Source organism: Methylomonas sp. BW4-1 (assembly GCF_052474385.1).
This window is the reverse complement of record NZ_CP184125.1, coordinates 5,076,069-5,096,308: the sequence shown is the minus strand read 5'-3', so window position 1 is coordinate 5,096,308 and position 20,240 is coordinate 5,076,069. Positions and strand designations below refer to the sequence as shown.

24 protein-coding genes and 1 pseudogene are annotated in these 20,240 nt (G+C 51.5%); 9 read left to right on the top strand and 16 right to left on the bottom strand.

Features of this window, described 5'->3' with window-relative positions:
- Positions 1 to 237: 237 nt before the first annotated feature.
- The 14 genes from ACH5Y9_RS23725 to ACH5Y9_RS23660 all read right to left on the bottom strand — a co-directional run bounded on the left by ACH5Y9_RS23725 (position 238) and on the right by ACH5Y9_RS23660 (position 12,922).
- The gene (locus tag ACH5Y9_RS23725) at positions 238 to 3,039 is read right to left on the bottom strand and encodes a glycosyltransferase (protein ID WP_445367807.1); all 2,802 of its coding nucleotides are present in this window, start codon (positions 3,037 to 3,039) and stop codon (positions 238 to 240) included.
- A gap of 303 nt (positions 3,040 to 3,342) precedes the next feature.
- Positions 3,343 to 3,540 carry a winged helix-turn-helix domain-containing protein gene (locus ACH5Y9_RS23720; protein WP_020483545.1) on the bottom strand — a complete coding sequence of 66 codons (198 nt, stop codon included), beginning with the start codon at positions 3,538 to 3,540 and terminating at the stop codon, positions 3,343 to 3,345.
- A gap of 104 nt (positions 3,541 to 3,644) precedes the next feature.
- Complete coding sequence (gene minE, locus ACH5Y9_RS23715) at positions 3,645 to 3,899, bottom strand: cell division topological specificity factor MinE (RefSeq protein ID WP_020483546.1); 255 nt, start codon at positions 3,897 to 3,899, stop codon at positions 3,645 to 3,647.
- Positions 3,899 to 4,711, bottom strand: a complete 813-nt coding sequence (minD, locus tag ACH5Y9_RS23710) for a septum site-determining protein MinD (RefSeq protein ID WP_033157742.1) — start codon at positions 4,709 to 4,711, stop codon at positions 3,899 to 3,901. Before minD ends, minE begins: the two co-directional genes overlap by 1 nt.
- A 21-nt stretch (positions 4,712 to 4,732) precedes the next feature.
- Positions 4,733 to 5,473: a septum site-determining protein MinC gene (gene minC, locus ACH5Y9_RS23705; protein WP_101054456.1), complete on the bottom strand. Its 741-nt coding sequence runs from the start codon at positions 5,471 to 5,473 to the stop codon at positions 4,733 to 4,735.
- A gap of 68 nt (positions 5,474 to 5,541) precedes the next feature.
- Positions 5,542 to 6,900: a magnesium transporter gene (gene mgtE, locus ACH5Y9_RS23700; RefSeq protein ID WP_205451470.1), complete on the bottom strand. Its 1,359-nt coding sequence runs from the start codon at positions 6,898 to 6,900 to the stop codon at positions 5,542 to 5,544.
- 35 nt (positions 6,901 to 6,935) lie between these two features.
- Positions 6,936 to 7,793, bottom strand: coding sequence for an RNase adapter RapZ (gene rapZ, locus ACH5Y9_RS23695; protein WP_033157739.1), 858 nt, complete (start codon positions 7,791 to 7,793; stop codon positions 6,936 to 6,938).
- A gap of 53 nt (positions 7,794 to 7,846) precedes the next feature.
- Positions 7,847 to 8,137, bottom strand: coding sequence for a ribosome hibernation-promoting factor, HPF/YfiA family (gene hpf, locus ACH5Y9_RS23690; RefSeq protein WP_020483551.1), 291 nt, complete (start codon positions 8,135 to 8,137; stop codon positions 7,847 to 7,849).
- Between the two features lie 39 nt (positions 8,138 to 8,176).
- Complete coding sequence (locus ACH5Y9_RS23685) at positions 8,177 to 9,613, bottom strand: RNA polymerase factor sigma-54 (RefSeq protein ID WP_171697420.1); 1,437 nt, start codon at positions 9,611 to 9,613, stop codon at positions 8,177 to 8,179.
- A gap of 13 nt (positions 9,614 to 9,626) precedes the next feature.
- Positions 9,627 to 10,352: an LPS export ABC transporter ATP-binding protein gene (gene lptB, locus ACH5Y9_RS23680; protein ID WP_033157737.1), complete on the bottom strand. Its 726-nt coding sequence runs from the start codon at positions 10,350 to 10,352 to the stop codon at positions 9,627 to 9,629.
- Positions 10,352 to 10,852, bottom strand: a complete 501-nt coding sequence (lptA, locus tag ACH5Y9_RS23675; protein WP_171697419.1) for a lipopolysaccharide transport periplasmic protein LptA — start codon at positions 10,850 to 10,852, stop codon at positions 10,352 to 10,354. The genes lptB and lptA overlap by 1 nt, the downstream gene beginning before the upstream one ends.
- Positions 10,839 to 11,405 carry an LPS export ABC transporter periplasmic protein LptC gene (gene lptC / locus ACH5Y9_RS23670; RefSeq protein WP_445367806.1) on the bottom strand — a complete coding sequence of 189 codons (567 nt, stop codon included), beginning with the start codon at positions 11,403 to 11,405 and terminating at the stop codon, positions 10,839 to 10,841. The genes lptA and lptC overlap by 14 nt, the downstream gene beginning before the upstream one ends.
- Positions 11,402 to 11,935: a 3-deoxy-manno-octulosonate-8-phosphatase KdsC gene (kdsC, locus tag ACH5Y9_RS23665; RefSeq protein WP_445367805.1), complete on the bottom strand. Its 534-nt coding sequence runs from the start codon at positions 11,933 to 11,935 to the stop codon at positions 11,402 to 11,404. The genes lptC and kdsC overlap by 4 nt, the downstream gene beginning before the upstream one ends.
- A 12-nt stretch (positions 11,936 to 11,947) precedes the next feature.
- On the bottom strand, positions 11,948 to 12,922 hold the full coding sequence (locus ACH5Y9_RS23660; RefSeq protein ID WP_445367804.1) for a KpsF/GutQ family sugar-phosphate isomerase: 975 nt from the start codon (positions 12,920 to 12,922) through the stop codon (positions 11,948 to 11,950).
- A gap of 144 nt (positions 12,923 to 13,066) precedes the next feature.
- On the opposite strand from ACH5Y9_RS23660, the gene ACH5Y9_RS23655 reads away from it, so the two are divergent.
- Genes ACH5Y9_RS23655 through hisD form a run of 7 tightly spaced genes read left to right on the top strand, consistent with a single transcriptional unit; the run spans position 13,067 to position 18,710 of the window.
- Positions 13,067 to 13,885, top strand: a complete 819-nt coding sequence (locus tag ACH5Y9_RS23655; RefSeq protein ID WP_445367803.1) for an ABC transporter ATP-binding protein — start codon at positions 13,067 to 13,069, stop codon at positions 13,883 to 13,885.
- A 17-nt stretch (positions 13,886 to 13,902) separates the two neighbouring features.
- A complete protein-coding gene (mlaE, locus tag ACH5Y9_RS23650) occupies positions 13,903 to 14,685 on the top strand; it encodes a lipid asymmetry maintenance ABC transporter permease subunit MlaE (RefSeq protein ID WP_445367802.1) in 783 nt (260 codons plus the stop codon).
- Between the two features lies 1 nt (position 14,686).
- Positions 14,687 to 15,151 (top strand): outer membrane lipid asymmetry maintenance protein MlaD, encoded by a 465-nt coding sequence (mlaD, locus tag ACH5Y9_RS23645; protein WP_033157732.1) that lies wholly within the window; start codon positions 14,687 to 14,689, stop codon positions 15,149 to 15,151.
- Entirely contained in the window at positions 15,151 to 15,462 is a 312-nt protein-coding gene (locus tag ACH5Y9_RS23640) for an STAS domain-containing protein (RefSeq protein ID WP_033157731.1), read from the top strand. The genes mlaD and ACH5Y9_RS23640 overlap by 1 nt, the downstream gene beginning before the upstream one ends.
- Before the next feature lie 33 nt (positions 15,463 to 15,495).
- On the top strand, positions 15,496 to 16,761 hold the full coding sequence (gene murA / locus ACH5Y9_RS23635) for a UDP-N-acetylglucosamine 1-carboxyvinyltransferase (protein ID WP_205451477.1): 1,266 nt from the start codon (positions 15,496 to 15,498) through the stop codon (positions 16,759 to 16,761).
- Between the two features lie 15 nt (positions 16,762 to 16,776).
- Positions 16,777 to 17,406, top strand: coding sequence for an ATP phosphoribosyltransferase (gene hisG / locus ACH5Y9_RS23630; RefSeq protein WP_026603145.1), 630 nt, complete (start codon positions 16,777 to 16,779; stop codon positions 17,404 to 17,406).
- Between the two features lie 2 nt (positions 17,407 to 17,408).
- Positions 17,409 to 18,710 carry a histidinol dehydrogenase gene (gene hisD / locus ACH5Y9_RS23625; protein WP_445367801.1) on the top strand — a complete coding sequence of 434 codons (1,302 nt, stop codon included), beginning with the start codon at positions 17,409 to 17,411 and terminating at the stop codon, positions 18,708 to 18,710.
- 50 nt (positions 18,711 to 18,760) lie between these two features.
- On the opposite strand, the gene ACH5Y9_RS23620 is transcribed toward hisD, so the two are convergent.
- Positions 18,761 to 19,057 carry a BrnA antitoxin family protein gene (locus ACH5Y9_RS23620; protein WP_445367800.1) on the bottom strand — a complete coding sequence of 99 codons (297 nt, stop codon included), beginning with the start codon at positions 19,055 to 19,057 and terminating at the stop codon, positions 18,761 to 18,763.
- Complete coding sequence (locus tag ACH5Y9_RS23615; RefSeq protein ID WP_445367799.1) at positions 19,032 to 19,310, bottom strand: BrnT family toxin; 279 nt, start codon at positions 19,308 to 19,310, stop codon at positions 19,032 to 19,034. The genes ACH5Y9_RS23620 and ACH5Y9_RS23615 overlap by 26 nt, the downstream gene beginning before the upstream one ends.
- Before the next feature lie 402 nt (positions 19,311 to 19,712).
- Here ACH5Y9_RS23615 and ACH5Y9_RS23610 point away from each other — a divergent pair.
- Positions 19,713 to 19,871: pseudogene (locus ACH5Y9_RS23610) on the top strand (BrnT family toxin); the annotation flags it as partial.
- Positions 19,861 to 20,169: a helix-turn-helix domain-containing protein gene (locus ACH5Y9_RS23605; RefSeq protein ID WP_445367798.1), complete on the top strand. Its 309-nt coding sequence runs from the start codon at positions 19,861 to 19,863 to the stop codon at positions 20,167 to 20,169. The pseudogene ACH5Y9_RS23610 and the gene ACH5Y9_RS23605, both read left to right, overlap by 11 nt.
- Positions 20,170 to 20,240: the final 71 nt, after the last annotated feature.

Here is a 20,240-nt window from a genome sequence, read left to right as displayed (position 1 = left end):
ACAACACATCATCAAATACGCCACTACAACCACCCATTTATGCGGCAAATGACTCACTAAAAACAGATCATATAACACAGTTTATTTTATTCGCCGCCATATCCATTGTTTTGATGCTGACACTCAAAACAGCGACAACAGCTCAGGTAGCAACTGGAACCGGCCCTCGCCCGCTAAATAAAAACCCTTGCCAGCCTTTCAGCCGACAAGGGTCTTCGGATACCAAGCAAGCGGTACTTATTCGTCCGCGTCTAACTCATCGGCAGAGAGCTTTTTGCCAGGAAAGTAGTTGGGCGCAACGCTGATCAGAATCGTCAGCAGCGTGGCGACATAAGGCACTGACTGCACCGCCAATACAGCCATCCACAACCTGCCGCTCAAGTTATCGAAATGTTCGATGGAGCGCATCGCCAAGATGCCGGCAAGCAACAAGGTCAGCAATAACAACTCCTGCCAAATAATCAACAACCCCGCCACCAACGGCCCTTGCTGCTCGTATTTCGGCGTGCGCATGAAGGGTTTGCCGGAGGTAAACAAACCTTGCAAGGTACCCCGTGCCACGGTATGCGTCAGCGATAACCCGGCCAGCGCCGCACCCAATGCATGCAGCATTGAACAAGCCACCCGCGCTTTGTACAACCACAAACCGCGCAAAATCTTGAATGCAAAAAGGCCTATGGTCGGCAACAGGAAGGCATTTACCGGCAGCTCACTGTGAATAGGATCCGACACAATCAGCGCGGTCAATATCAAGCTGGTACCGGTAAACAACAGCGCCAACGCATCGGAAAACCAAGGCAACCAACCCGCCACAAAGTAATAGCGCTGCGCCGAAGTAAGCGAAGACTTTTTGTTGGGCAAAAAATGCCGCCAATGCTTTTTGATGATCTGCATCGCGCCGTATACCCAGCGGAAACGCTGCGTCATATAGCCGGAGAAGGTATCCGGCATCAGGCCACGACCGAAAGACTCCTTGCAGTACACCGAGTCGTAACCGGCTTCGTAAAGACGTAGACCCAATTCGCTATCCTCGCAGATACACCATTCGCCCCACGGACCGACTTTGTCGAATGCCGACTTGCGGACCATGGTCATCGTGCCGTGTTGGATGATGGCGTTGAATTCGTTACGTTGCACCATGCCGATATTAAAAAAGCCTGCATACTCCCAGTAGCAAATATCCTTGAAAGTGCTTTGGCCAGAATCACGGTAATCCTGCGGCGACTGCACAAAGCCGACATTTTCCTGGTCGAAATACGGCACCATCGCTTTCAGCCAATCGGGGTTCAGAATGTAGTCGCTGTCGATGACCGCGATGATTTCAGCGTCTTCGGCGGTATTGGTCAACGCATAGTTGATCGCGCCGGCCTTGTAACCGGGCCAGTTGTCCAGATGGAAGAAGCGGAACTTCGCCCCAAGGCGGTCGCAATCGTCACGCACCGGCTGCCAAACTGTCGGATCTTTGGTGTTGTTATCCATCACCAATACTTCGTAGTTCGGATAATCGACCTTAGCCAGCGCATTCAGGGTCTTGCGCACCATTTCCGGTGGCTCGTTGTGGATCGGCAAGTGGATCGAGACTTTCGGATAACGGAAGCCGACCGGTGGCGTCAACGGCTGGAAGGTACGGCGACCCTTGCGATGCCAGATGACTTCGGAAATCTCCAGGCTCTCGGTCAGCAACACCAAGATGGCCATGGCCTGCATCATCAGCAAAATCGCCCAGAACACCACCGAAAAACTGGTTTGGTATTGAGCGGCGGCAATCGATGCCGACCAAAACAATACCGACGCCGCCAAGTTGGCGACGATACCGAAGAAAAATTTACCCGGCAGCTTCAAGCTCTTACGGGTAAACAAGAAGGCCGCCATCAAGATAATACTGAGTACTGCAGCGCCACTAGCCCAGTTACGCCAGGTTGGATTGGCCAGTACGTCACCTTCCATCGGGAACTTAGGCTGACGATCAGCATTGAATAAGCCCCAGTAAGCACCGGCCGTACCTTCCAGCTTGATCTTCCACGGCTGGTCAAACGCTTCAACCACATAGTAAATAATGTTTTCGGCAGTCGCGCGATTTAGGAACTCACGCAAAAACTTGGCTTGATTCGCCAACGAAGCAGTGGCGGCTTTTTGCGGAGGACCGTCGGATGGCCAACCCACCTCGGTAATCACGATGGTTTTGTTGGGGTACAACTGCTGCAATTCGTAATAACGCTTGAACACATATTCGACTGCGTTATCGCCTTCCGCACCTTTGGGTAAATCGACCGGCACACCTTCCCAATAAGGCAGAATGTGCACAGCGATGTAATCGACTTCCGCCGCCAAGGCCGGGTTTGCTACCCATATATCCCAGGTTTCAGCTGTACTAACCGGTTTCCAGGTGCGCTTTTTTACTTCGCGAACGTACTCGATCAGTTCGTTGGCTTTGCCGGCCACTTCCGCCTTAACATCCGCCTCGATTTTCAGCTGCAAATCTTGTTCGCTCATCGAACCGGAAAATTCTTGACGGACTTTCTGTGCGATAGGTCCACTAACCTTGTTTCTATACCGTAACAAGGATTCGTTACCCACCAGCGTGCGAACAATGGTTTTTGGATATTGATTGGTTAGGTTGATTAGACTTTCGACTTCGCGCTGATTTTTATCCAGCCGTTTCTGCGTGTTCTCTAACTTTTTTTGCGGATCGTCCTCGGCGCTATCGTCATCAACCAAATCCACCCAACAGCCCATCGCCAGGTTGATCGCATTCTTGGCTGTCAACTCAGGCACAACCTCCATACCTTCCAACGCGGTATAGGTTCTTATCGAATGGGCTTTACCGGACAATAACTCCAGATCGGATTGAATTTGTTCTCTGGTGGGAAATACGCCGTCCGCAGGATTGAAATCGCGCCCCTTGGGGTTAAAGGTCACCCCCATCATGGTATCGCTCCAGGATGGCAGTTTTAACGGATTATTGACGTAAGACCAGATACCCAGGTTGATGACAACCAGTAGCACCAAGGTGAAAAATGTGGCAATTTTGGCTTTCATTTCGACAGAAAGACTCCGCAATAGAGGGTTATTAGAATCAGTATTTTTTAATTTTCACGGCATTACGCAGCCATTCCGTCGGCAAATTTAAATGCGTTTGCTAAGGTATCTGATTTCGACAGAGCGACTGGCGCGTGTCTAAGCGGGCCACGCATTCCTGTCAGGTAACAGATTTACCAACAAAACACAGCGGCATTTAGGAACCCGCCCAAGGGCAAACCCCGGCGACGCTCAAACCGGCAAAGAGCCGGTATTGAATGTCGCCACGCTTAGCTCAACCTTAAGCAGGTTGCGGGAAAACTTTTATTTCAACGAAAGGGTTTCTACGCGGCCTTTCATTTCAATATTCAGTTTGTCTTCTTTAGCCAGCCAACCGATCGCTCGCTGGACGTCGTTCTTACCCAAGCCGGTTTCGGTCGTGACTTTATTAACGCTAGCTTCGCCATGCGTATGCAAGTATTGCCAGACTGCTCCAGCTGCTTCGCCAATTGTATCCACCATTTCAACTCCTCATCATTTAAACAACAAAAAAAATCGGGGGGGGGGTTTAGTCGTGCTATCCAGCCTTACGCAACACAAACCGCGGCAAAAGCTAGTCAGCAAAACTAACGCTCATCAGGCAGCACAATATTAAGTTCCAGGGTTTCCTGGTTTCCATCCTGTTCAAAATTAACGGTAATGGCATCCTGCCCGACATTGACATATTTACGGATCACCGCCAGCAATTCTTGCTGCAACTCGGGCAAATAGGACGGTTGATTTCTGGATGCACGCTCATGGGCGACCAGAATTTGCAATCTCTCCTTGGCCAGCGATGCCGTATTGGTTTTCGAGGATCTGAAATAATCTAAGAGACTCATCACTTGCTCCCGAATAGCTTACTGAATAAGCCCTTTTTCTCTTCCTCGATAAAACGATGTGGTTTGGTTTCGCCCAAATAACGCGCCACGATGTCTGCATAAGCCTGCCCTGCATCGCTTTGCTCGTCGAGAATGACCGGTGTGCCTGAGTTTGACGCATTCAACACAGATTTGGACTCCGGGATAACGCCCAACAAATGTAGCGACAAAATTTCCTGTACATCGTCAACGCTGAGCATCTCGCCCAATTTCACCCGATCCGGCGAATAACGCGACAACAACAAATACTCCTTGATCGGCTCTTCGCCATTCTCGGCGCGGCGCGATTTGCTGGACAAGATACCCAGCATACGATCCGAATCCCTAACGGAAGAGACTTCCGGGTTGGTTACCACAAATGCATCATCAGCAAAGTACATGGCAAGTGTAGCACCGCGCTCTATTCCTGCCGGCGAGTCGCAAACGATGTATTTAAAGTCTTTGGACAACTCTTCCAGAATTTTGCCGACACCTTCCGTTGTTAAAGCATCTTTATCACGGGTTTGCGATGCCGGCAATATAAATAACTGGTCGCAACGCTTGTCCTTGATCAGGGCCTGATTTAGGGTGGCTTCGTTGTTGATCACATTGACCAAATCATAAACTACACGACGCTCGCATCCCATAATCAAGTCGAGATTACGCAGCCCCACATCGAAATCAATCACAGCGGTTTTATGTCCGCGCTTCGCTAAGCCCATCGCGATAGCGGCGCTGGTTGTGGTTTTGCCCACACCACCTTTTCCCGATGTTACTACGATAATTCTGGCCAATGTTGTTCCTCCAAGAAAAGCTTAAATATCTTTGATAATCAGCGTCTGGTTATCCAGACTGATCTGTACGGGCTTGTGTGCTGGATACTTGCTCAAATCGTCGCTGAGCTGGTAAATGCCGGCTATCGAAATCAGTTCGGCTTGCAAATCCGAACAAAAAATACGGCTATTGACATTACCCAGCACGCCGGCAAGCGCTCGTCCGCGCAGGGATCCGTATATATGAATATTACCTTCCGCCATGATTTCCGCGCCGGCACTAACGGTTGCTGTGACGATCAAGTCGCCTTTGGCATAAACCCGCTGGCCCGAGCGTATCGGCTGTGTCACCAACTTATTTTCAATTGACTGATTAGCTTGCTTTTGCTCTTCCGCAGCAGGTGTCGGCAAGGTTTTTGCCGGTGCTTTATTGACTAAGGGCACATTGCTGCCGTGCAGGGAATGCTGGGGCAAATTCATAGCCAAAGCGTCGCCGTTCTGATGTTCGTTACCCCCGCGCACCCCTATTGGCATGAAGCCGTGCTGACGGACGATAGTGACTATTTCGGTGAAATCAATTGGCAGATTTTGCGCGTTAAGTTTTTGCAGATCGATCAGCAAGGGCGAGTTTTTAAAAAACTCGGGAGCTTGAACCACTTTTTCCTTGAGCTGCTGATCGATCAGAGAGATGTCGTTACTGGCTAGCAGCAACACCGGCACGGTCAGTGACGTGCTTTTAAACTCCAAAGCTATTTTTTGCGAAGTAGGTGCGCCGGTTGACATCGAGTTTGGAAAATCCGCTACTGAATGCCCGAAATACTATCATTTTCCGTGACAAAAAGCACAGTTCCTTACAGTAAAAACAAGGTTGCTAAGCCCAAAAAGGCCATGAATCCAACCACATCGGTCACCGTGGTCAGCAACACACCGCCAGCCAGCGCAGGGTCTACACCGATCTTATCCAACAACACCGGAATCGCCACGCCGGACAAAGCCGCGCACACTAAATTGATCATCATCGCCACGCCGAGCAACATACCGATATGCGGATTGTGGAACCACAGCCCAGCCACTACCGCCACCACAGCAGCCCAAACCAAGCCGTTTAGCAGGCCGACCGAGACCTCTTTAAACAATAAACTCACGGCGTTACCGGTGGTGACTTGTCGCAAGGCCAAGCCCCTGACAACCAGTGTCAAAGTCTGACTGCCGGCTATACCCCCCATAGACGCTACAATCGGCATCAATACCGCCAATGCGACGATCTGTTGAATAGTAGCCTCAAACAAATCGATGACTGAAGCCGCCAAGAATGCGGTAAGCAAATTCACGCCCAACCAAAGCGCACGACGCTTGGCACTACTAAATACCGGCGCAAACATATCCTGCTCTTCGCTCAAGCCGGCCATGCTCATTAAGGAGTGATTGGCTTCTTCGCGAATCAAACCCACGACATCGTCGATAGTGACGCGCCCCAAAACCTTACCGTCATTCGCTAACACAGGCGCGGACAACAATTTTCGGCGCTCAAACAAACCAGCCACATCCCGACTAGGCATACCGTAGGGAATACCTGAGCTACGGGTATCCATAATCGACTCAACTTTGGTATGCGGATCGTGGGTCAACAATTGATTAATCGGCAACAAGCCCTGAAACTGCTCTTTGCGATCCACCACGATTAGACTGTCTGTTGCAGTCGGCATATTACCGCGCAAGCGCAAATATCGCGTCACCACGTCCAGCGTTACATCGGCGCGAATGGTTAACACATCGTCAGACATCAAGCCGCCGGCGGTATGCTCGTCATAGCTAAGCGCCTTTTCGATGCGATTGCGGTTATGTACACCGATAGATTCCATCACTTGCGACAGCAAAGGCTCAGGCAATACATGCAGCAGATCGACCATACCGTCATGGCCCATGGATTCAGTCGCGGCAATCAAATCTTTCCTGTCGGTAATTTTCAGCAAGCTGCTACCCACTTCGACATTTATCTCGACCAGAATTTCGCCGATCACGCTGGGCGGAATCAACGCCCACAGCTTGGCTCGCAGTTCCGGCTCCAATGACTCGAGAATATGCGCCGCTTCCGCCGGGTATAAGGAACGCACTAGGTTCCTAATCTCGATCAGAGAGTCTTTTGTCAGCACTTCGATGGCGCGATCTAAAAGATGCTCGGTATTTTCAAGCTTTGCTGCTGATGTCATGGGTAAAAACCAAGAAATTGGGCTAGGGAATTGCGTTAACGCAATTCCCTATGCCTGACGATAACGTTAGGAGTAATAGTTTGAAAGTGCTTACTCAATGCCTCGACCAGATAAACCGAACGATGTTGCCCGCCGGTACAACCGATCGCTATGGTTAAATAACTGCGATTATCCGATTCGAAGCGCGGCGCCCAGCGACCGATGAAATAACCTATATCATGCAGAAACTCTTTGACGATCACTTCATTCTGCAAAAAATCGATGACCTCGGCGTGTTTACCGGTCAATCCTCGCAGTTCCGGCGCCCAATAGGGATTGGGCAAACTGCGGGCATCGAACACGAAGTCGGCATCCAACGGGATACCGTATTTAAAACCGAAAGACTGAAACAAAATCGACAAAGAACTTTTGCCTTTTTCGCCCAAACGGTTTTTCAGCAAATCCCGTAACTGATGATAGTGGGTGAAACTGGTATCTATAAGTATATCGGCACGAGCTGCCAGGGGTCGCAGCATTTCCCGTTCGATTTCCAAAGCCTCGCGCAGCGGCCTACTTTCGGTGGTCAACGGATGGCGGCGGCGCGTTTCACTGTAGCGCTTCAGAATGATGTTCTCATCCGCTTCCATGAAAACCAGTTCGCAATCAATACCTTTGCTGCGAATAAAAGTCAGGCTATCCGGGAAATCGGCTAACTTCTGGTTACGGTTTCTGGCATCGATACCGATAGCGGTTTTACTATAGGTCGCCGGGTCTTTCAGCATCACATGATCGACAAAATCCTCAAGCAAGGTCACGGGAAGATTGTCGATACAGTAATAGCCGCAATCCTCCAAAGTATCCAACGCGATACTTTTACCCGACCCCGATAAGCCGCTGACGATGACTAGTTTCATATGCAAAACGATACAGAGCAAATGATCTTCACTCTGTACCGCTCGACCTCAACTTAACGATGGTTCTGATTTTTTTCTTTATGTTTGACGATTTGTCTGTCGAGTTTGTCGACCATGTTGTCGATAGCCGCGTACATATCTTCCTGTACGTCTTCGGCATACAGTTTGGCACCGCTGATTTGTACCGCCGCTTCGGCTTTTTGCTCCAATTTCTCAACGGTCAAAATGACGTGAACATCAACGACATTGTCGAAATGACGTTTGATTTTGCTGATTTTTTCATCCACGTAGGCTTTTAATGCTTCGGTGACTTCTACGTGATGACCTGTGATACTGACTTGCATGGAATACTCCTGTTTTTAAAAATTATTCTTCCAGATTGATCAAATGTGCCTTTTCCGCTGGCTGGTTGAAGGAATGGACATCGCTTCCCGATATTTGGCAATGGTGCGGCGCGCGACGTTAATGCCCTTCTCATTCAATAAGTCCGATATTTTACTATCGCTCAATGGCTTGGCCGGGTTTTCACTGCCGACCAACTCTTTTATCAGCGCCCGAATCGCGGTCGCCGAACACTCTCCCCCGCCATCGGTACTGACATGACTGGAGAAAAAATATTTAAACTCGATCACACCGTGCGGGGTGTGCATGTATTTTTGCGTGGTTACCCGAGAGATGGTGGATTCGTGTAATTCCAATTCCTCGGCGATATCGCGCAACACCATCGGCTTCATCGCAATCGCACCGTGCTCGAAAAAATCGCCTTGTTTTTCGACGATGCTTCTCGCCACTCTCAACAAAGTGTCGTTGCGGCTATGCAAACTTTTAATAAACCAGCGCGCTTCCTGCAGATGGTTTTTCATGCTGACATTGTCATGACTATTGTCGGCGCGTTTGATCATCCCGGAGTAAAAAGGATTGACGCGCAATTTGGGTGCTATCTCCGGGTTCAGATTAACCAGCCACTGTCCGTTGACTTTGGCGACGAACACATCAGGCACCACGTATTCGACATCAGAATCCTGCAAGCGAGCGCCAGGCTTGGGATCCAGGGTTCTGATTAACGCCAGCACCCCCTTTAATACATCCTCGGTCATCCCTATCCGCTTCATCAAGCGCGCTTGATCGCAACTGGCCAATAAATCCAAATGCCTGTGCACAAACTCCAAAGCTTCCGACCGATAAGGCGTCGTAGCCGGTAACTGTTGCAGTTGCAAACCCAGGCAGTCAGCCAAATCCAACGCTGCCACACCGACGGGATCAAAGTTTTGCACCCTATGCAACACGGCCAGGACTTCATCCATTTCCAAGCCTTCCAGTTGATCCTGGAGTCCCTGAAAAATATCCGCCAATTCGCTGGTCACATAACCGTCATCGTTAATCGCGTCGATGATAGCGGTAGCTATCGCATAATCGCGGTCAGAAATCGGAATCAGCTCCAGCTGCCAAACCAGATGATCACGTAAAGACTCGGATTTGCCGCGAAAGGCCTCGAATTCCGGACTATCGCCCTCATCGCCGCCGCTGGGCAAAGAGCTTTCGTAAACATCGTCCCAACTGACATCGACCGGTAATTCGTCCGGCATATCGGTTTGCGAGCCTTCGCTGGTTTGCTGATCGGTGTTTTCGAGCTTTTTATCGCGAAACTCCAGATTAGGCAGCTCCTCTTCGTCGATCTCCAACATCATGTTGGATTCCAAGGCTTGCTGAATTTCCTGTTGTAAGTCCAAAGTCGACATCTGCAACAGCTTAATAGCCTGTTGCAATTGCGGCGTCATGGTCAGACTCTGACCGATACGGAGTTGTAGAGATTGCTTCATGACTATTCGAATTTCATAAACTAAATTTCTCGCCCAGATACACTCTACGCACCTCTTCGTTATCCACCAACTGGCGCGACTGGCCTTCGGCGATAACCTTCCCATTGTTCAAAATATAAGCGCGATCACAAATCTCCAAAGTCTCCCGCACTTTGTGCTCGGTAATCAAAATCCCGATACCGCGATGCTTCAGATGCGCAATAATTTTTTGCAGTTCCAGCACCGAAATCGGATCGACCCCGGCAAACGGCTCGTCCAACAGGATAAACTGCGGCTCACTGGCCAAAGCTCGCGCAATTTCCACCCTGCGCCGTTCGCCACCTGACAAACCCAGCGCCACCTGATTACGCAAGTGGTTGATATTAAACTCTGTCAATAACTCATCGATCAACAACTCGATTTGCCCATCGGTCAAATCGGCCCGAATCTGCAATACCGCGCGTAAATTGTCGGCCACGCTCAGTTTACGAAAGACCGAAGCCTCTTGCGCTAGATACCCTATACCCAAACGCGCCCGCCGGTGCATCGGATGATGCGTGATGCGCTGCTCGTCAAAAAAAATCTCGCCGCTATCGGCTTTGACCAAGCCCACCATCATGTAAAAGCTGGTGGTTTTCCCCGCTCCGTTCGGACCCAGCAAACCGACCACTTCTCCGGTATCGACCCGCAGACTGACCCCATCGACCACATTTCGATTGTTGTAGCGTTTAAACAGCTGTTCCGCAACCAATCGCGCCATTATTGCGCCTGCTTAGGCTTGGGTTTAATCACCGAGTGCACGCGCTTGCCGTCGGATTGCGCTTCACCCGCCTTCAGCAAGGAGTTCTTGGTATCGTACTCGATATACTCACTGGATTGTTTAGCATCGCCCTGCCAGACCGAGGCATTTTTCATAAATTTCAGCAAATTCTGGTCGGGATAAAATTCGTTGATCAAGCCCTCCCCGTGCATTTCTTCCTTGCCCACCGCCGGCAACTGCTTGAATCGCGACGGTTTACCGGTAGCAATCAATTTGATAATCGCACCATCTTTCAGATAAACCACCAATTTATCGCCATCGATTCTGATCGTTCCCTGCGTAGCGACCACATTGCCGGTATAGGTGCTGATCTGCGCCTTTTCGTCGTAAACCGCATTATCCGAGTCGATGTAGATGGGTTGTTCGGAATCCGACTCCAGACCAAACGCCATCCGCGCCGAGAATAACAGGCCTACACCGACCATTTTACTTAATTTCATAGCGACCTTTCACTTTGGACAACAATTTCAGGTGAATCGGACTAACAAAAGTCGCTTCCATTCCTACTCCCGCCGTTTTGTTGGGTGGGCTGATGATCTCCGTCCACGCCTGTGTCTCCGCATAATGGCTGGCGAGTTTTACTCGCAGATCCGATGTATTGATGGTCAGCGCCGAATTGGTTTTCGACGCTTCCCGATTGATATAAGCACTACCGTTAAGTTGCAAATTATCGCCGTCCGCCGCCATCACGCCGCTTTCGGCCTTGATCAGCCAAGGCATCTGGTTGGGGTTATACAAAGTCATCACCGGTTTTTCCAAATGCGTACTGCCATCGGCTTTAAAGTGCTGCATTTTTTCCGCGGCCAATTCGCTTTTCGGCACACCGTCGATATTCATTTCCTTTTTGAAATAACCCAAGCTAAAAAAATCCGGGCTATTTTCGACAATTTTCATTTCGGCGTCACGCTGTTCATTCAGCTGTACCAGCCACCATGACAACAATGCGGCCAAGCCAACATAAATAAAAATCTGTAGATTTTTGAGTACGGTCATAAATAGGTTTGCAGTACGCCGTCAAAGCTATCCTGGACTTGCATGATTAAATCGCATACTTCCCGAACCGCGCCTAAACCGCCGGCTGTCTGTGTTTGCCAATGAGCATAATTCTTTAGCACGAAATTGGCATCTTGCACTGCCACCGCAAAACCCACTTGACGCATCACCGGCAAATCCAGAATGTCATCGCCGATATACGCCACTTGTTCCGGCGTTAGGACCAGACGCTGCAAAATTTCCGCGAATGCCGCCCGCTTGTTCTCGTGACCTTGGTAGACAAGCTCGACTCCAAGACTCTGCATACGCAGCGCGACCGAATTGGATTTGCGGCCGGAAATCACCGCCACTTCTACACCAGTCTGACGCAACAATTTAATGCCATGCCCGTCGCGCGCGTGAAAACATTTGTATTCTTTGCCGTTATCGTCGAAAAACAAACGACCGTCGGTCAGCACGCCATCCACATCCAGAATCAACAGCTTTAGCCGCTTAACAGCACTCAGTAATTGGGGGCTTAAATCGAACATCACTCGTCACTCTCAGACTATGCCGGCCCGCAGCAAGTCGTGCATATTCAAGGCGCCCAACAATTTTTGTTGGTTGTCGACGACCAATAAGGCATTGATTTTTTTACTTTCCATGATTTGCATGGCCTCCGCCGCCAACATATTCACATCGATCACTTTACAAGGACCCGTCATGACTTCGGCGATGCGTGTCGCATGCACATCCAGATTTTTTTCCAACATGCGCCGCAAATCACCGTCGGTAAATATCCCGGCGACCCTGCCTTCGCCATCGACCACTGCGGTCATGCCCAGCTTCTTGCCGGTCATTTCCAGCAAGGCATCGCTCACTAAAACACTATCCGTCACCACCGGCACTTCACTGCCGCGGTGCATGATGTCGTTAACCTGTAACAACAAGCGCTTACCCAAGCTACCGCCCGGATGCGATAAAGCAAAATCGTCGCGGGTAAAACCCTTGGTTTCCAATAGTGACACGGCTAACGCATCGCCCATCACCAATGCCGCCGTAGTACTGGCAGTCGGCGCCAAACCCAACGGGCAAGCCTCATGCTCGACAGCTACATTGATGTGCACACTAGCAAACCTGGCCAAGGCCGATTCTGGATTACCCGTCAACGCAATCAGCGGCACGCCGAGTCGCTTAATAATAGGCAATATCGTCAGGATTTCTTCGGTTTCGCCGGAATTGGACAATGCCAGCACCACGTCCTGCCGGGTAATCATGCCCAGATCGCCGTGACTGGCTTCTCCGGGGTGCACAAAGAAAGCCGGGGTGCCGGTGCTAGCTAGCGTGGCGGCAATTTTACCGGCTATATGCCCGGATTTGCCCATACCGGTGACCACCACCCGGCCTTTACAGGCCAGCAGCAACCGGCAGGCACTGACAAATTGCTCATCGATGCGTGCAGCCAAGCCGGCAACCGCCTGCATTTCGGTCTGAATCACCGCCAACGCCAACGCCTGTATGTCTTGATCACAACCCACGGAAATTAACTCCACGCACCCAAACAAAAAGGAACCATTATTGCATGTTATTAACCGACTTTTCACCCCAAGTCATTGACTTATTCTCGGCCAGTCATAGAAAATAGCCTGTTCCCAATCCAAAAACTCTTTTGATTCCGGTAAATGGCCAATAGCGCAAGTCCTGAAGACAATATCGTTTCGATTAGCAACTTGAGCTTTTCCAGAGGCCCCAGGAAAATTTTCGACGCCGTCAGCCTGGAGATTCAGCGCGGCAAAGTCACGGCCATTATGGGCCCCAGCGGCACCGGCAAAACCACGCTTTTGAAATTGATCGGCGGCCAGTTGGCCCCGGATCGCGGCCAAATCCACGTGGACGGGCAAAATGTTCACCGCCTGAAACATCGGGAACTCTACGAATTGCGCAAACGCATGGGCATGTTGTTTCAAAGCGGCGCGCTGCTCACGGATATGAGCGTCTATGACAATGTGGCGTTTCCGATGCGCGAACACACCCACTTACCGGAATCGATGATTCGCACCTTGGTATTGATGAAACTGCACGCCGTCGGTTTGCGCGGTGCCCGCCATTTAATGCCCAACGAGTTGTCCGGCGGCATGGCCAGGCGGGTAGCTTTAGCCCGTGCCATCGCTCTGGATCCGCTAATGATCATGTACGACGAACCGTTTACCGGCCAAGACCCCATTTCCAAGGGCGCGCTGGTACACTTGATCAAGGCGCTGAACACCACACTGGGCCTGACCAGCATCATCGTCTCGCACGACGTACAAGAAACTGCCGCCATCGCCGATTACATCTATGTCTTGTCGGGAGGCAAAATCATCGGCCAAGGCACCCCGCAAGAATTACAACAATCCGATTCGGAGTGGGTGCAACAGTTTATGCACGGCGATGCCGACGGCCCTGTACACTTCCACTATCCGTCGCCCGATTACCTTGATGACCTGCTGGCCACCAAATAACCACCCAGAATCCAACCATGCTTCAATATTTGCAAAATTTGGGGAAAACCACGCGCAGCAGCTTTGCTAAGCTCGGCCGCGCTTCGTTTTTTCTGAGCCACACGCTGACCGGCATCAGCGACGTGCTGCCACGCCCCAACCTGCTGATCAAACAGGTGTATTCGGTAGGCGTTTTGTCATTTTTGATTATCACCATCTCCGGCCTGTTCGTCGGCATGGTTTTAGGTTTACAAGGCTTTAATATTCTGTCCGACTTCGGCGCCGAGGAATCGCTGGGCGTGATGGTGGCTGCCTCATTGGTACGCGAATTAGGCCCTGTAGTGTCGGCACTATTGTTTGCCGGCCGGGCAGGCTCGGCATTGACCGCCGAAATCGGCTTGATGAAGGCCACCGAACAATTGTCAGGCATGGAAATGATGGCCGTTGACCCGATCAAACGCATCATTTCCCCACGTTTTTTAGCAGGCTTTCTGTCCATGCCCTTGCTTGCCGCCTTGTTTAGCGCCATTGGCATCATGGGCGGCCATCTGGTTGGTGTCGGCATGCTCGGCGTAGATGACGGCGCGTTTTGGGCACAAATGCAGGCCAGTATCGATTTTCAAGAAGACATCATCAACGGCGTACTGAAAAGCGTGGTGTTCGGCTTCGTAGTGTCCTGGATTGCTTTGTTCGAAGGCTACGATGCCATCCCCACTTCAGAAGGCGTCAGCCGCGCCACCACCCGCACCGTGGTCAATTCGGCCTTCTCGGTACTGGCCCTCGATTTCATTTTAACCGCACTCATGTTTGGAGACATTTAACATGCAGCATTCCAAAACCCAGGATACTCTGGTCGGTTTTTTTGTCGCCAGCGGCATCGCCGCCTTGTTTTACATGGCGCTGCAAGTCAGCAATCTCGGCAGCTACAGCAGCGACGACAGCTACACGGTCATCGCCCATTTTCAAAACAGCGGCGGTCTAAAAGTCAAATCCCCGGTGTCGGTTGCCGGCGTGCGCATCGGCCGGGTATCCGCAATCAGGCTGGACAAGGACAGCCACGAATCGGTCGTGGAAATGCGCATCGAATCGCAATACAACAATCTACCCAGCGATTCCGGCGTGAGCATTTATACCGCAGGCCTGCTGGGTGAGCAGTACGTCAGCCTGGACCCAGGCTCGTCGGACGAATATTTAAAGGATAAAAGCACCATCGACATCACCAGCTCCGCCATCGTGCTGGAAGAAATGATAGGCAAATTCATGCTGAACAAAGCGGAAGGCAAATAATGTCCAAGCTGACATTAACCGAACAGTCGCCCGGTCACTTTACCGTGGAAGGCAGCCTGACTTTTGCCAGCATCGACAAACAAACCTTGCAATCCTTTAAGTTTCTGAAAGGCATGGACAGCATGTGCATCGATCTAGCTAAAGTCCAGACCACCGATAGTGCTGGCCTGGCCTTGATGATCGAATGGATCAGGCTCAGCCGGATGGGCCGGGTCAAGCTGTCCTTCAAGAACATCCCGGCTCAGCTGCTGGCATTGGCCAAACTCAGCGGCTTGGACGAAACCGAATATTTTGCAACCCACACGCATTAAGCTGCATTCCAATTTACAAACCAATAAAAATCCATGGATAAATTACTGATTACCGGCGGCCAACCGCTACACGGCGAACTGAGAATCTCCGGCGCCAAAAACGCCGCCCTGCCGATTCTGGCCGCTACTTTATTGTCCGATGTGCCGGTCAGCGTCGGCAACATTCCGCATTTGCACGACATTACTACTACCATGGAATTGTTGGGACAAATGGGTGTGGGCCTGACCGTCGACGAAAAAATGAACATCGAAGTCGATACCAGCACCATTCACAAATACGAAGCGCCTTATGAGCTGGTGAAAACCATGCGCGCCTCGATTCTGGTATTGGGCCCCTTGCTGGCGCGTTTCGGCGAAGCGTATGTCTCGTTGCCCGGCGGCTGCGCCATCGGCACACGGCCTGTAGATATTCACATCGACTCGCTGCTCAAAATGGGCGCCGACATTACCGTCGAAGCCGGCTATATCCACGCCAAGGTCAAACGCTTGCAAGGCTGCCATCTGGTGCTGGATAAAGTCACCGTGACCGGCACCGAAAACATTCTGATGGCCGCCACACTGGCCGAAGGCGTGACCATCATCGAAAACGCCGCGAAAGAACCGGAAGTCACCGATTTGGCGCATTTTCTAAATAAAATGGGCGCCAAAATCACCGGTGTCGGTACCGACATTCTGACCGTGGAAGGCGTAGAAAGACTGGGTGTAGAAGGCTTGCATTACGACATCCTGCCCGACCGTATCGAAACCGGCACCTATTTGGTGGCCGGCGCGATCAGCCGCGGCCACGTCAAACTGAAAAACACCGACCCCAATACCCTAGACGCGGTATTGGTCAAATTAAAAGAAGCTGGCGCCGACATCACCTGCGGCGAGAATTGGATTGAATTGAATATGCACGGTAAGCGCCCAAAAGCCGTCACCGTGCGCACTGCGCCCTATCCGGCGTTCCCGACCGACATGCAGGCACAATTTACCGCGCTGAATTCCGTCGCCGAGGGCGTGGGTCTGATCACTGAAACCGTATTCGAAAACCGCTTCATGCACGTGCAAGAACTGCAACGCATGGGCGCACAAATCAAATTGGAATCTAATACCGCCATTTGTACAGGCAGCGGACAATTGAAAGCAGCGCCGGTCATGGCTACCGATCTGCGGGCTTCTGCCAGCCTAGTCTTAGCCGCTCTGGTCGCAGAGGGCGAAACCCTGGTGGATCGGATTTACCATATCGACCGTGGCTACGATCATATCGAAGAAAAATTGTCACAACTGGGCGCTACCATTCGCCGCGTTCCTAACTAAACCCATCGCAAAACCATGTTGACCATTGCCGTATCCAAAGGCCGTATTTACGAAGAAGCCCTGCCGTTTCTGGAACAAGCCGGCATCACGCCGATTGACGATCCGGACAAGAGCCGGAAACTGATTCTGCAAACCACCCGCCCCGACGTGCAGTTGGTGATCATCCGCGCTACAGACGTGCCGACCTTTGTGGAGTACGGCGCGGCGGACTTGGGCATCGCCGGCAAGGACGTGTTGATGGAACACGGCGCGGAAAGTCTTTACGAGCCGTTGGATTTAGGCATCGCCGGTTGCCGCTTGATGACTGCCGGCCCGGTCAATGCGCCGGAAGTAAAAGGTCGTTTGCGGGTCGCCACCAAATACGTGAAAACCGCTCAGAGCTATTACGCCAATTTGGGCATTCAAGCCGAAATCATCAAGCTCTACGGTTCGATGGAGTTAGCGCCGCTGGTCGGATTGGCCGATTGCATCGTTGATTTGGTCGATACCGGCAACACCCTAAAAGCCAACGGCCTGGAGCCACGGGAACTAATCGCCAACATCACCTCTCGACTAGTGGTGAATAAAGCGGCGATGAAAATGAAACATCAAGCCATTCAAGCGCTCATCGACCAGTTCGAAACCACGTTGGCCCAGAGGGCGTAATCATGACTGCGATCAAAATGCTCTGCCTAGACAGCGCGGCAATCGATTTTGACAAACAATTGCAAGCCCGTTTGGCCTGGGATGCCAGCGACGATCTGGAAATACACAAACGGGTTCTGGACATTATTGCCGACGTCAAAAAACTTGGCGACAAAGCCTTGCTGGAATACACCAACCGCTTCGACGGCACCGCATTTAAAGCCGCATCCGAACTGGAACTGGACCGAGCTGCATTACAACAGGCCTGGGATACTTTACCCAGCACCCAAGCCATTGCTTTGCAAACCGCCGCCGACCGCGTCCGCGCTTATGCCGAGCATCAGAAGCTGCAATCCTGGCAATACACCGAGCTAGACGGCACCGTACTGGGCCAAAAAGTCACCGCATTGGATAAAGCTGGCCTCTACGTACCGGGCGGCAAAGCCGCTTATCCGTCTTCGGTATTGATGAACGCGATTCCCGCCAAAGTCGCCGGCGTCGGCGAATTGATCATGGTCGTCCCCACCCCGCGCGGCGAAACCAATGCCTTGGTATTGGCAGCCGCGCATGTCGCCGGCGTGGATAGAGTATTCGCCATCGGCGGCGCCCAAGCCGTGGCAGCCCTGGCTTACGGTACCGAAACCGTGCCGGCGGTCGATAAAATCGTCGGCCCCGGCAATATTTACGTTGCCACCGCGAAAAAACTGGTGTTCGGCCAGGTGGGTATCGACATGATCGCCGGCCCGTCCGAGATTTTAATCATCTGCGACGGCCAGACCAACCCGGACTGGATTGCCATGGATTTATTCTCACAAGCCGAACACGACGAAAATGCCCAAGCCATTTTAATCAGCGACGACGCCGGATTTCTGCAGCAAGTGGAAGCCAGCATCAACAAATTACTGCCGGACATGGAGCGCGCCGACATCATCCGCGCCTCTCTAACCGGCCGCGGCGCGTTTATTAAAGTCGCTAACTTATCCGAAGCCGCAAAGGTAGCCAATCGCATCGCCCCGGAACATTTGGAGTTGTCCGTGGCGGAGCCGGAAGCCTTGTGCGAGCAAATCCATAACGCCGGCGCCATCTTCATGGGTCGCTTCACCGCCGAAGCGCTAGGCGATTATTGTGCCGGACCGAACCATGTGCTGCCGACTTCCAGCACCGCCCGCTACTCATCGCCTTTAGGGGTTTACGATTTCCAAAAGCGCAGCAGTTTGATCAATTGCTCAGCGGTTGGCGCGCAGAACTTGGGCAAGATTGCTTCAGTGTTGGCGCGGGGCGAGAGTCTTACTGCGCACGCGCGGTCGGCGGAATTTAGGATTTAATCAACAAACTCGCGGAGGCCGGATAAGCGAAAGTATTTCCGGCCTGCAAATTATGCTGGCGAATGATCCTTCAGCCATTCTTTCAAGGCATCGTTCATCCTAGTCTGCCAGCCTTTGCCGGTAGCACGAAACGCCTCCAGCACCTCTGCATCCAACCTAATCCCGGTAAATACTTTCGGTGAATCCTTACGTGGCCGGCCACCTTTAGGCCTAAGCATTTCAACCGCCTGCTCCATCCCAAATAACTCGGCAAACACCTCGCCGGCGGGGCGCATTTGTTTAAAATCGGTTTCGGTCAATTCGCGGACTTCGCCGTCAGCATCAGTCAACGGTAATGGTTTTGCCATATTTACGGGCCTCTCTTAAATTTGCTTTTCGGAAACTAATCACGCGGATTCCACCGCTGATTGGCGTAAAGCACAGAATATGCAACCGATCATTCAGGTAACCCGCCGCAACAAAACGTCGCTCCGGATAATCCTGACGAACATCTTCTGTCGCAATGGCGCTAGACCAATCGAAATCGGCCACTCGCTCGAAGCTTAAGCCACGTTCGATTATGTTTCTGGCGTTTTTTACAGGATCGAACTCGATGATCATGAGGCATTAATGTATAAACAAAAACTGGTTAGAGCAAGTTTTTGTTTATACGAAAAGTGATTTTGTGTCGCTATCGCAACGGGGTTCTTTAGAAGTCGGGGCTGGGGCTGGGCCCGACAGCCAACATACTTTCTTTTGCGAGGCCAAAAGCTTCGATGCTCAGTGCGAAATAACGGTACAAACCCTTCGCAAAATCATAAACCAGCAAGCCAATTTTAGAGTTTCTACCTAAAACACATCGACCTTGCTCTCACTAGGCCAATGAACTACGCTAATCCCACGCACTTTGAATGGGACGACACCAAAAGCGAAACCTGTTTTCGGGAACGTGGATTCGATTTTGCCTATGCGGCCAAGGCGTTTTTTGACCCCAATCGACTGGTTTGAGCCGATAACCGCCGCGTTTACGGCGAAGACAGGTATCAACTAATGGGAATGATTCACCAGCGCCTATTTGTCGTGGCCTACACACCGCGCCCAGAGTCCCTTCGGATTATCTCGGCCCGCAAAGCCAATCAACGAGAGATCAAATTCTATGAAAATAGTACGCATGACAATTGAACCGGATTCAGAAATTGGCCGTGTCGATCCGGCTCGTATCGATACCACCACGGAAGCCGATATAGCCCAACAAATCGTCCAGGACGAAACCAATGCGATGCTGGATTCTGCGCGCTTTGCACGTAGAGTCCGCAATCGCCTGGGTTTGAGCCAAGCCGAATTCTCCAAACGGATTGACGTATCGCTTGAGACGATTCGTAACTGGGAACAAGGCAAACGCTCACCCACCGGAGCCGCCAAGGCGTTGCTGAAAGTATTGGACAGGGCACCGGAAGCGGCTTTGGCGGCGCTAGACTAATTTTTGTGTCGTTTTCGCGATGGATTTATATATGTCGGCCAGAACCGACAGTCCGATACTTTCTGATGCTA

Coding starts and splice junctions, on each gene's coding strand:
- ACH5Y9_RS23605 (WP_445367798.1), top strand. CDS start 19,861: ATGACAATTGAACCGGATTCAGAAATTGGCCGTGTCGATCCGGCTCGT.
- lptC (WP_445367806.1), bottom strand. CDS start 11,405: ATGACCGTACTCAAAAATCTACAGATTTTTATTTATGTTGGCTTGGCC.
- ACH5Y9_RS23620 (WP_445367800.1), bottom strand. CDS start 19,057: ATGGCAAAACCATTACCGTTGACTGATGCTGACGGCGAAGTCCGCGAA.
- minE (WP_020483546.1), bottom strand. CDS start 3,899: ATGAGTCTCTTAGATTATTTCAGATCCTCGAAAACCAATACGGCATCG.
- lptB (WP_033157737.1), bottom strand. CDS start 10,352: ATGGCGCGATTGGTTGCGGAACAGCTGTTTAAACGCTACAACAATCGA.
- mlaD (WP_033157732.1), top strand. CDS start 14,687: ATGCAGCATTCCAAAACCCAGGATACTCTGGTCGGTTTTTTTGTCGCC.
- ACH5Y9_RS23725 (WP_445367807.1), bottom strand. CDS start 3,039: ATGAAAGCCAAAATTGCCACATTTTTCACCTTGGTGCTACTGGTTGTC.
- ACH5Y9_RS23720 (WP_020483545.1), bottom strand. CDS start 3,540: ATGGTGGATACAATTGGCGAAGCAGCTGGAGCAGTCTGGCAATACTTG.
- murA (WP_205451477.1), top strand. CDS start 15,496: ATGGATAAATTACTGATTACCGGCGGCCAACCGCTACACGGCGAACTG.
- mgtE (WP_205451470.1), bottom strand. CDS start 6,900: ATGACATCAGCAGCAAAGCTTGAAAATACCGAGCATCTTTTAGATCGC.
- mlaE (WP_445367802.1), top strand. CDS start 13,903: ATGCTTCAATATTTGCAAAATTTGGGGAAAACCACGCGCAGCAGCTTT.
- ACH5Y9_RS23655 (WP_445367803.1), top strand. CDS start 13,067: ATGGCCAATAGCGCAAGTCCTGAAGACAATATCGTTTCGATTAGCAAC.
- lptA (WP_171697419.1), bottom strand. CDS start 10,852: ATGAAATTAAGTAAAATGGTCGGTGTAGGCCTGTTATTCTCGGCGCGG.
- kdsC (WP_445367805.1), bottom strand. CDS start 11,935: ATGTTCGATTTAAGCCCCCAATTACTGAGTGCTGTTAAGCGGCTAAAG.
- ACH5Y9_RS23640 (WP_033157731.1), top strand. CDS start 15,151: ATGTCCAAGCTGACATTAACCGAACAGTCGCCCGGTCACTTTACCGTG.
- rapZ (WP_033157739.1), bottom strand. CDS start 7,793: ATGAAACTAGTCATCGTCAGCGGCTTATCGGGGTCGGGTAAAAGTATC.
- ACH5Y9_RS23615 (WP_445367799.1), bottom strand. CDS start 19,310: ATGATCATCGAGTTCGATCCTGTAAAAAACGCCAGAAACATAATCGAA.
- hisD (WP_445367801.1), top strand. CDS start 17,409: ATGACTGCGATCAAAATGCTCTGCCTAGACAGCGCGGCAATCGATTTT.
- hpf (WP_020483551.1), bottom strand. CDS start 8,137: ATGCAAGTCAGTATCACAGGTCATCACGTAGAAGTCACCGAAGCATTA.
- minC (WP_101054456.1), bottom strand. CDS start 5,473: ATGTCAACCGGCGCACCTACTTCGCAAAAAATAGCTTTGGAGTTTAAA.
- ACH5Y9_RS23685 (WP_171697420.1), bottom strand. CDS start 9,613: ATGAAGCAATCTCTACAACTCCGTATCGGTCAGAGTCTGACCATGACG.
- hisG (WP_026603145.1), top strand. CDS start 16,777: ATGTTGACCATTGCCGTATCCAAAGGCCGTATTTACGAAGAAGCCCTG.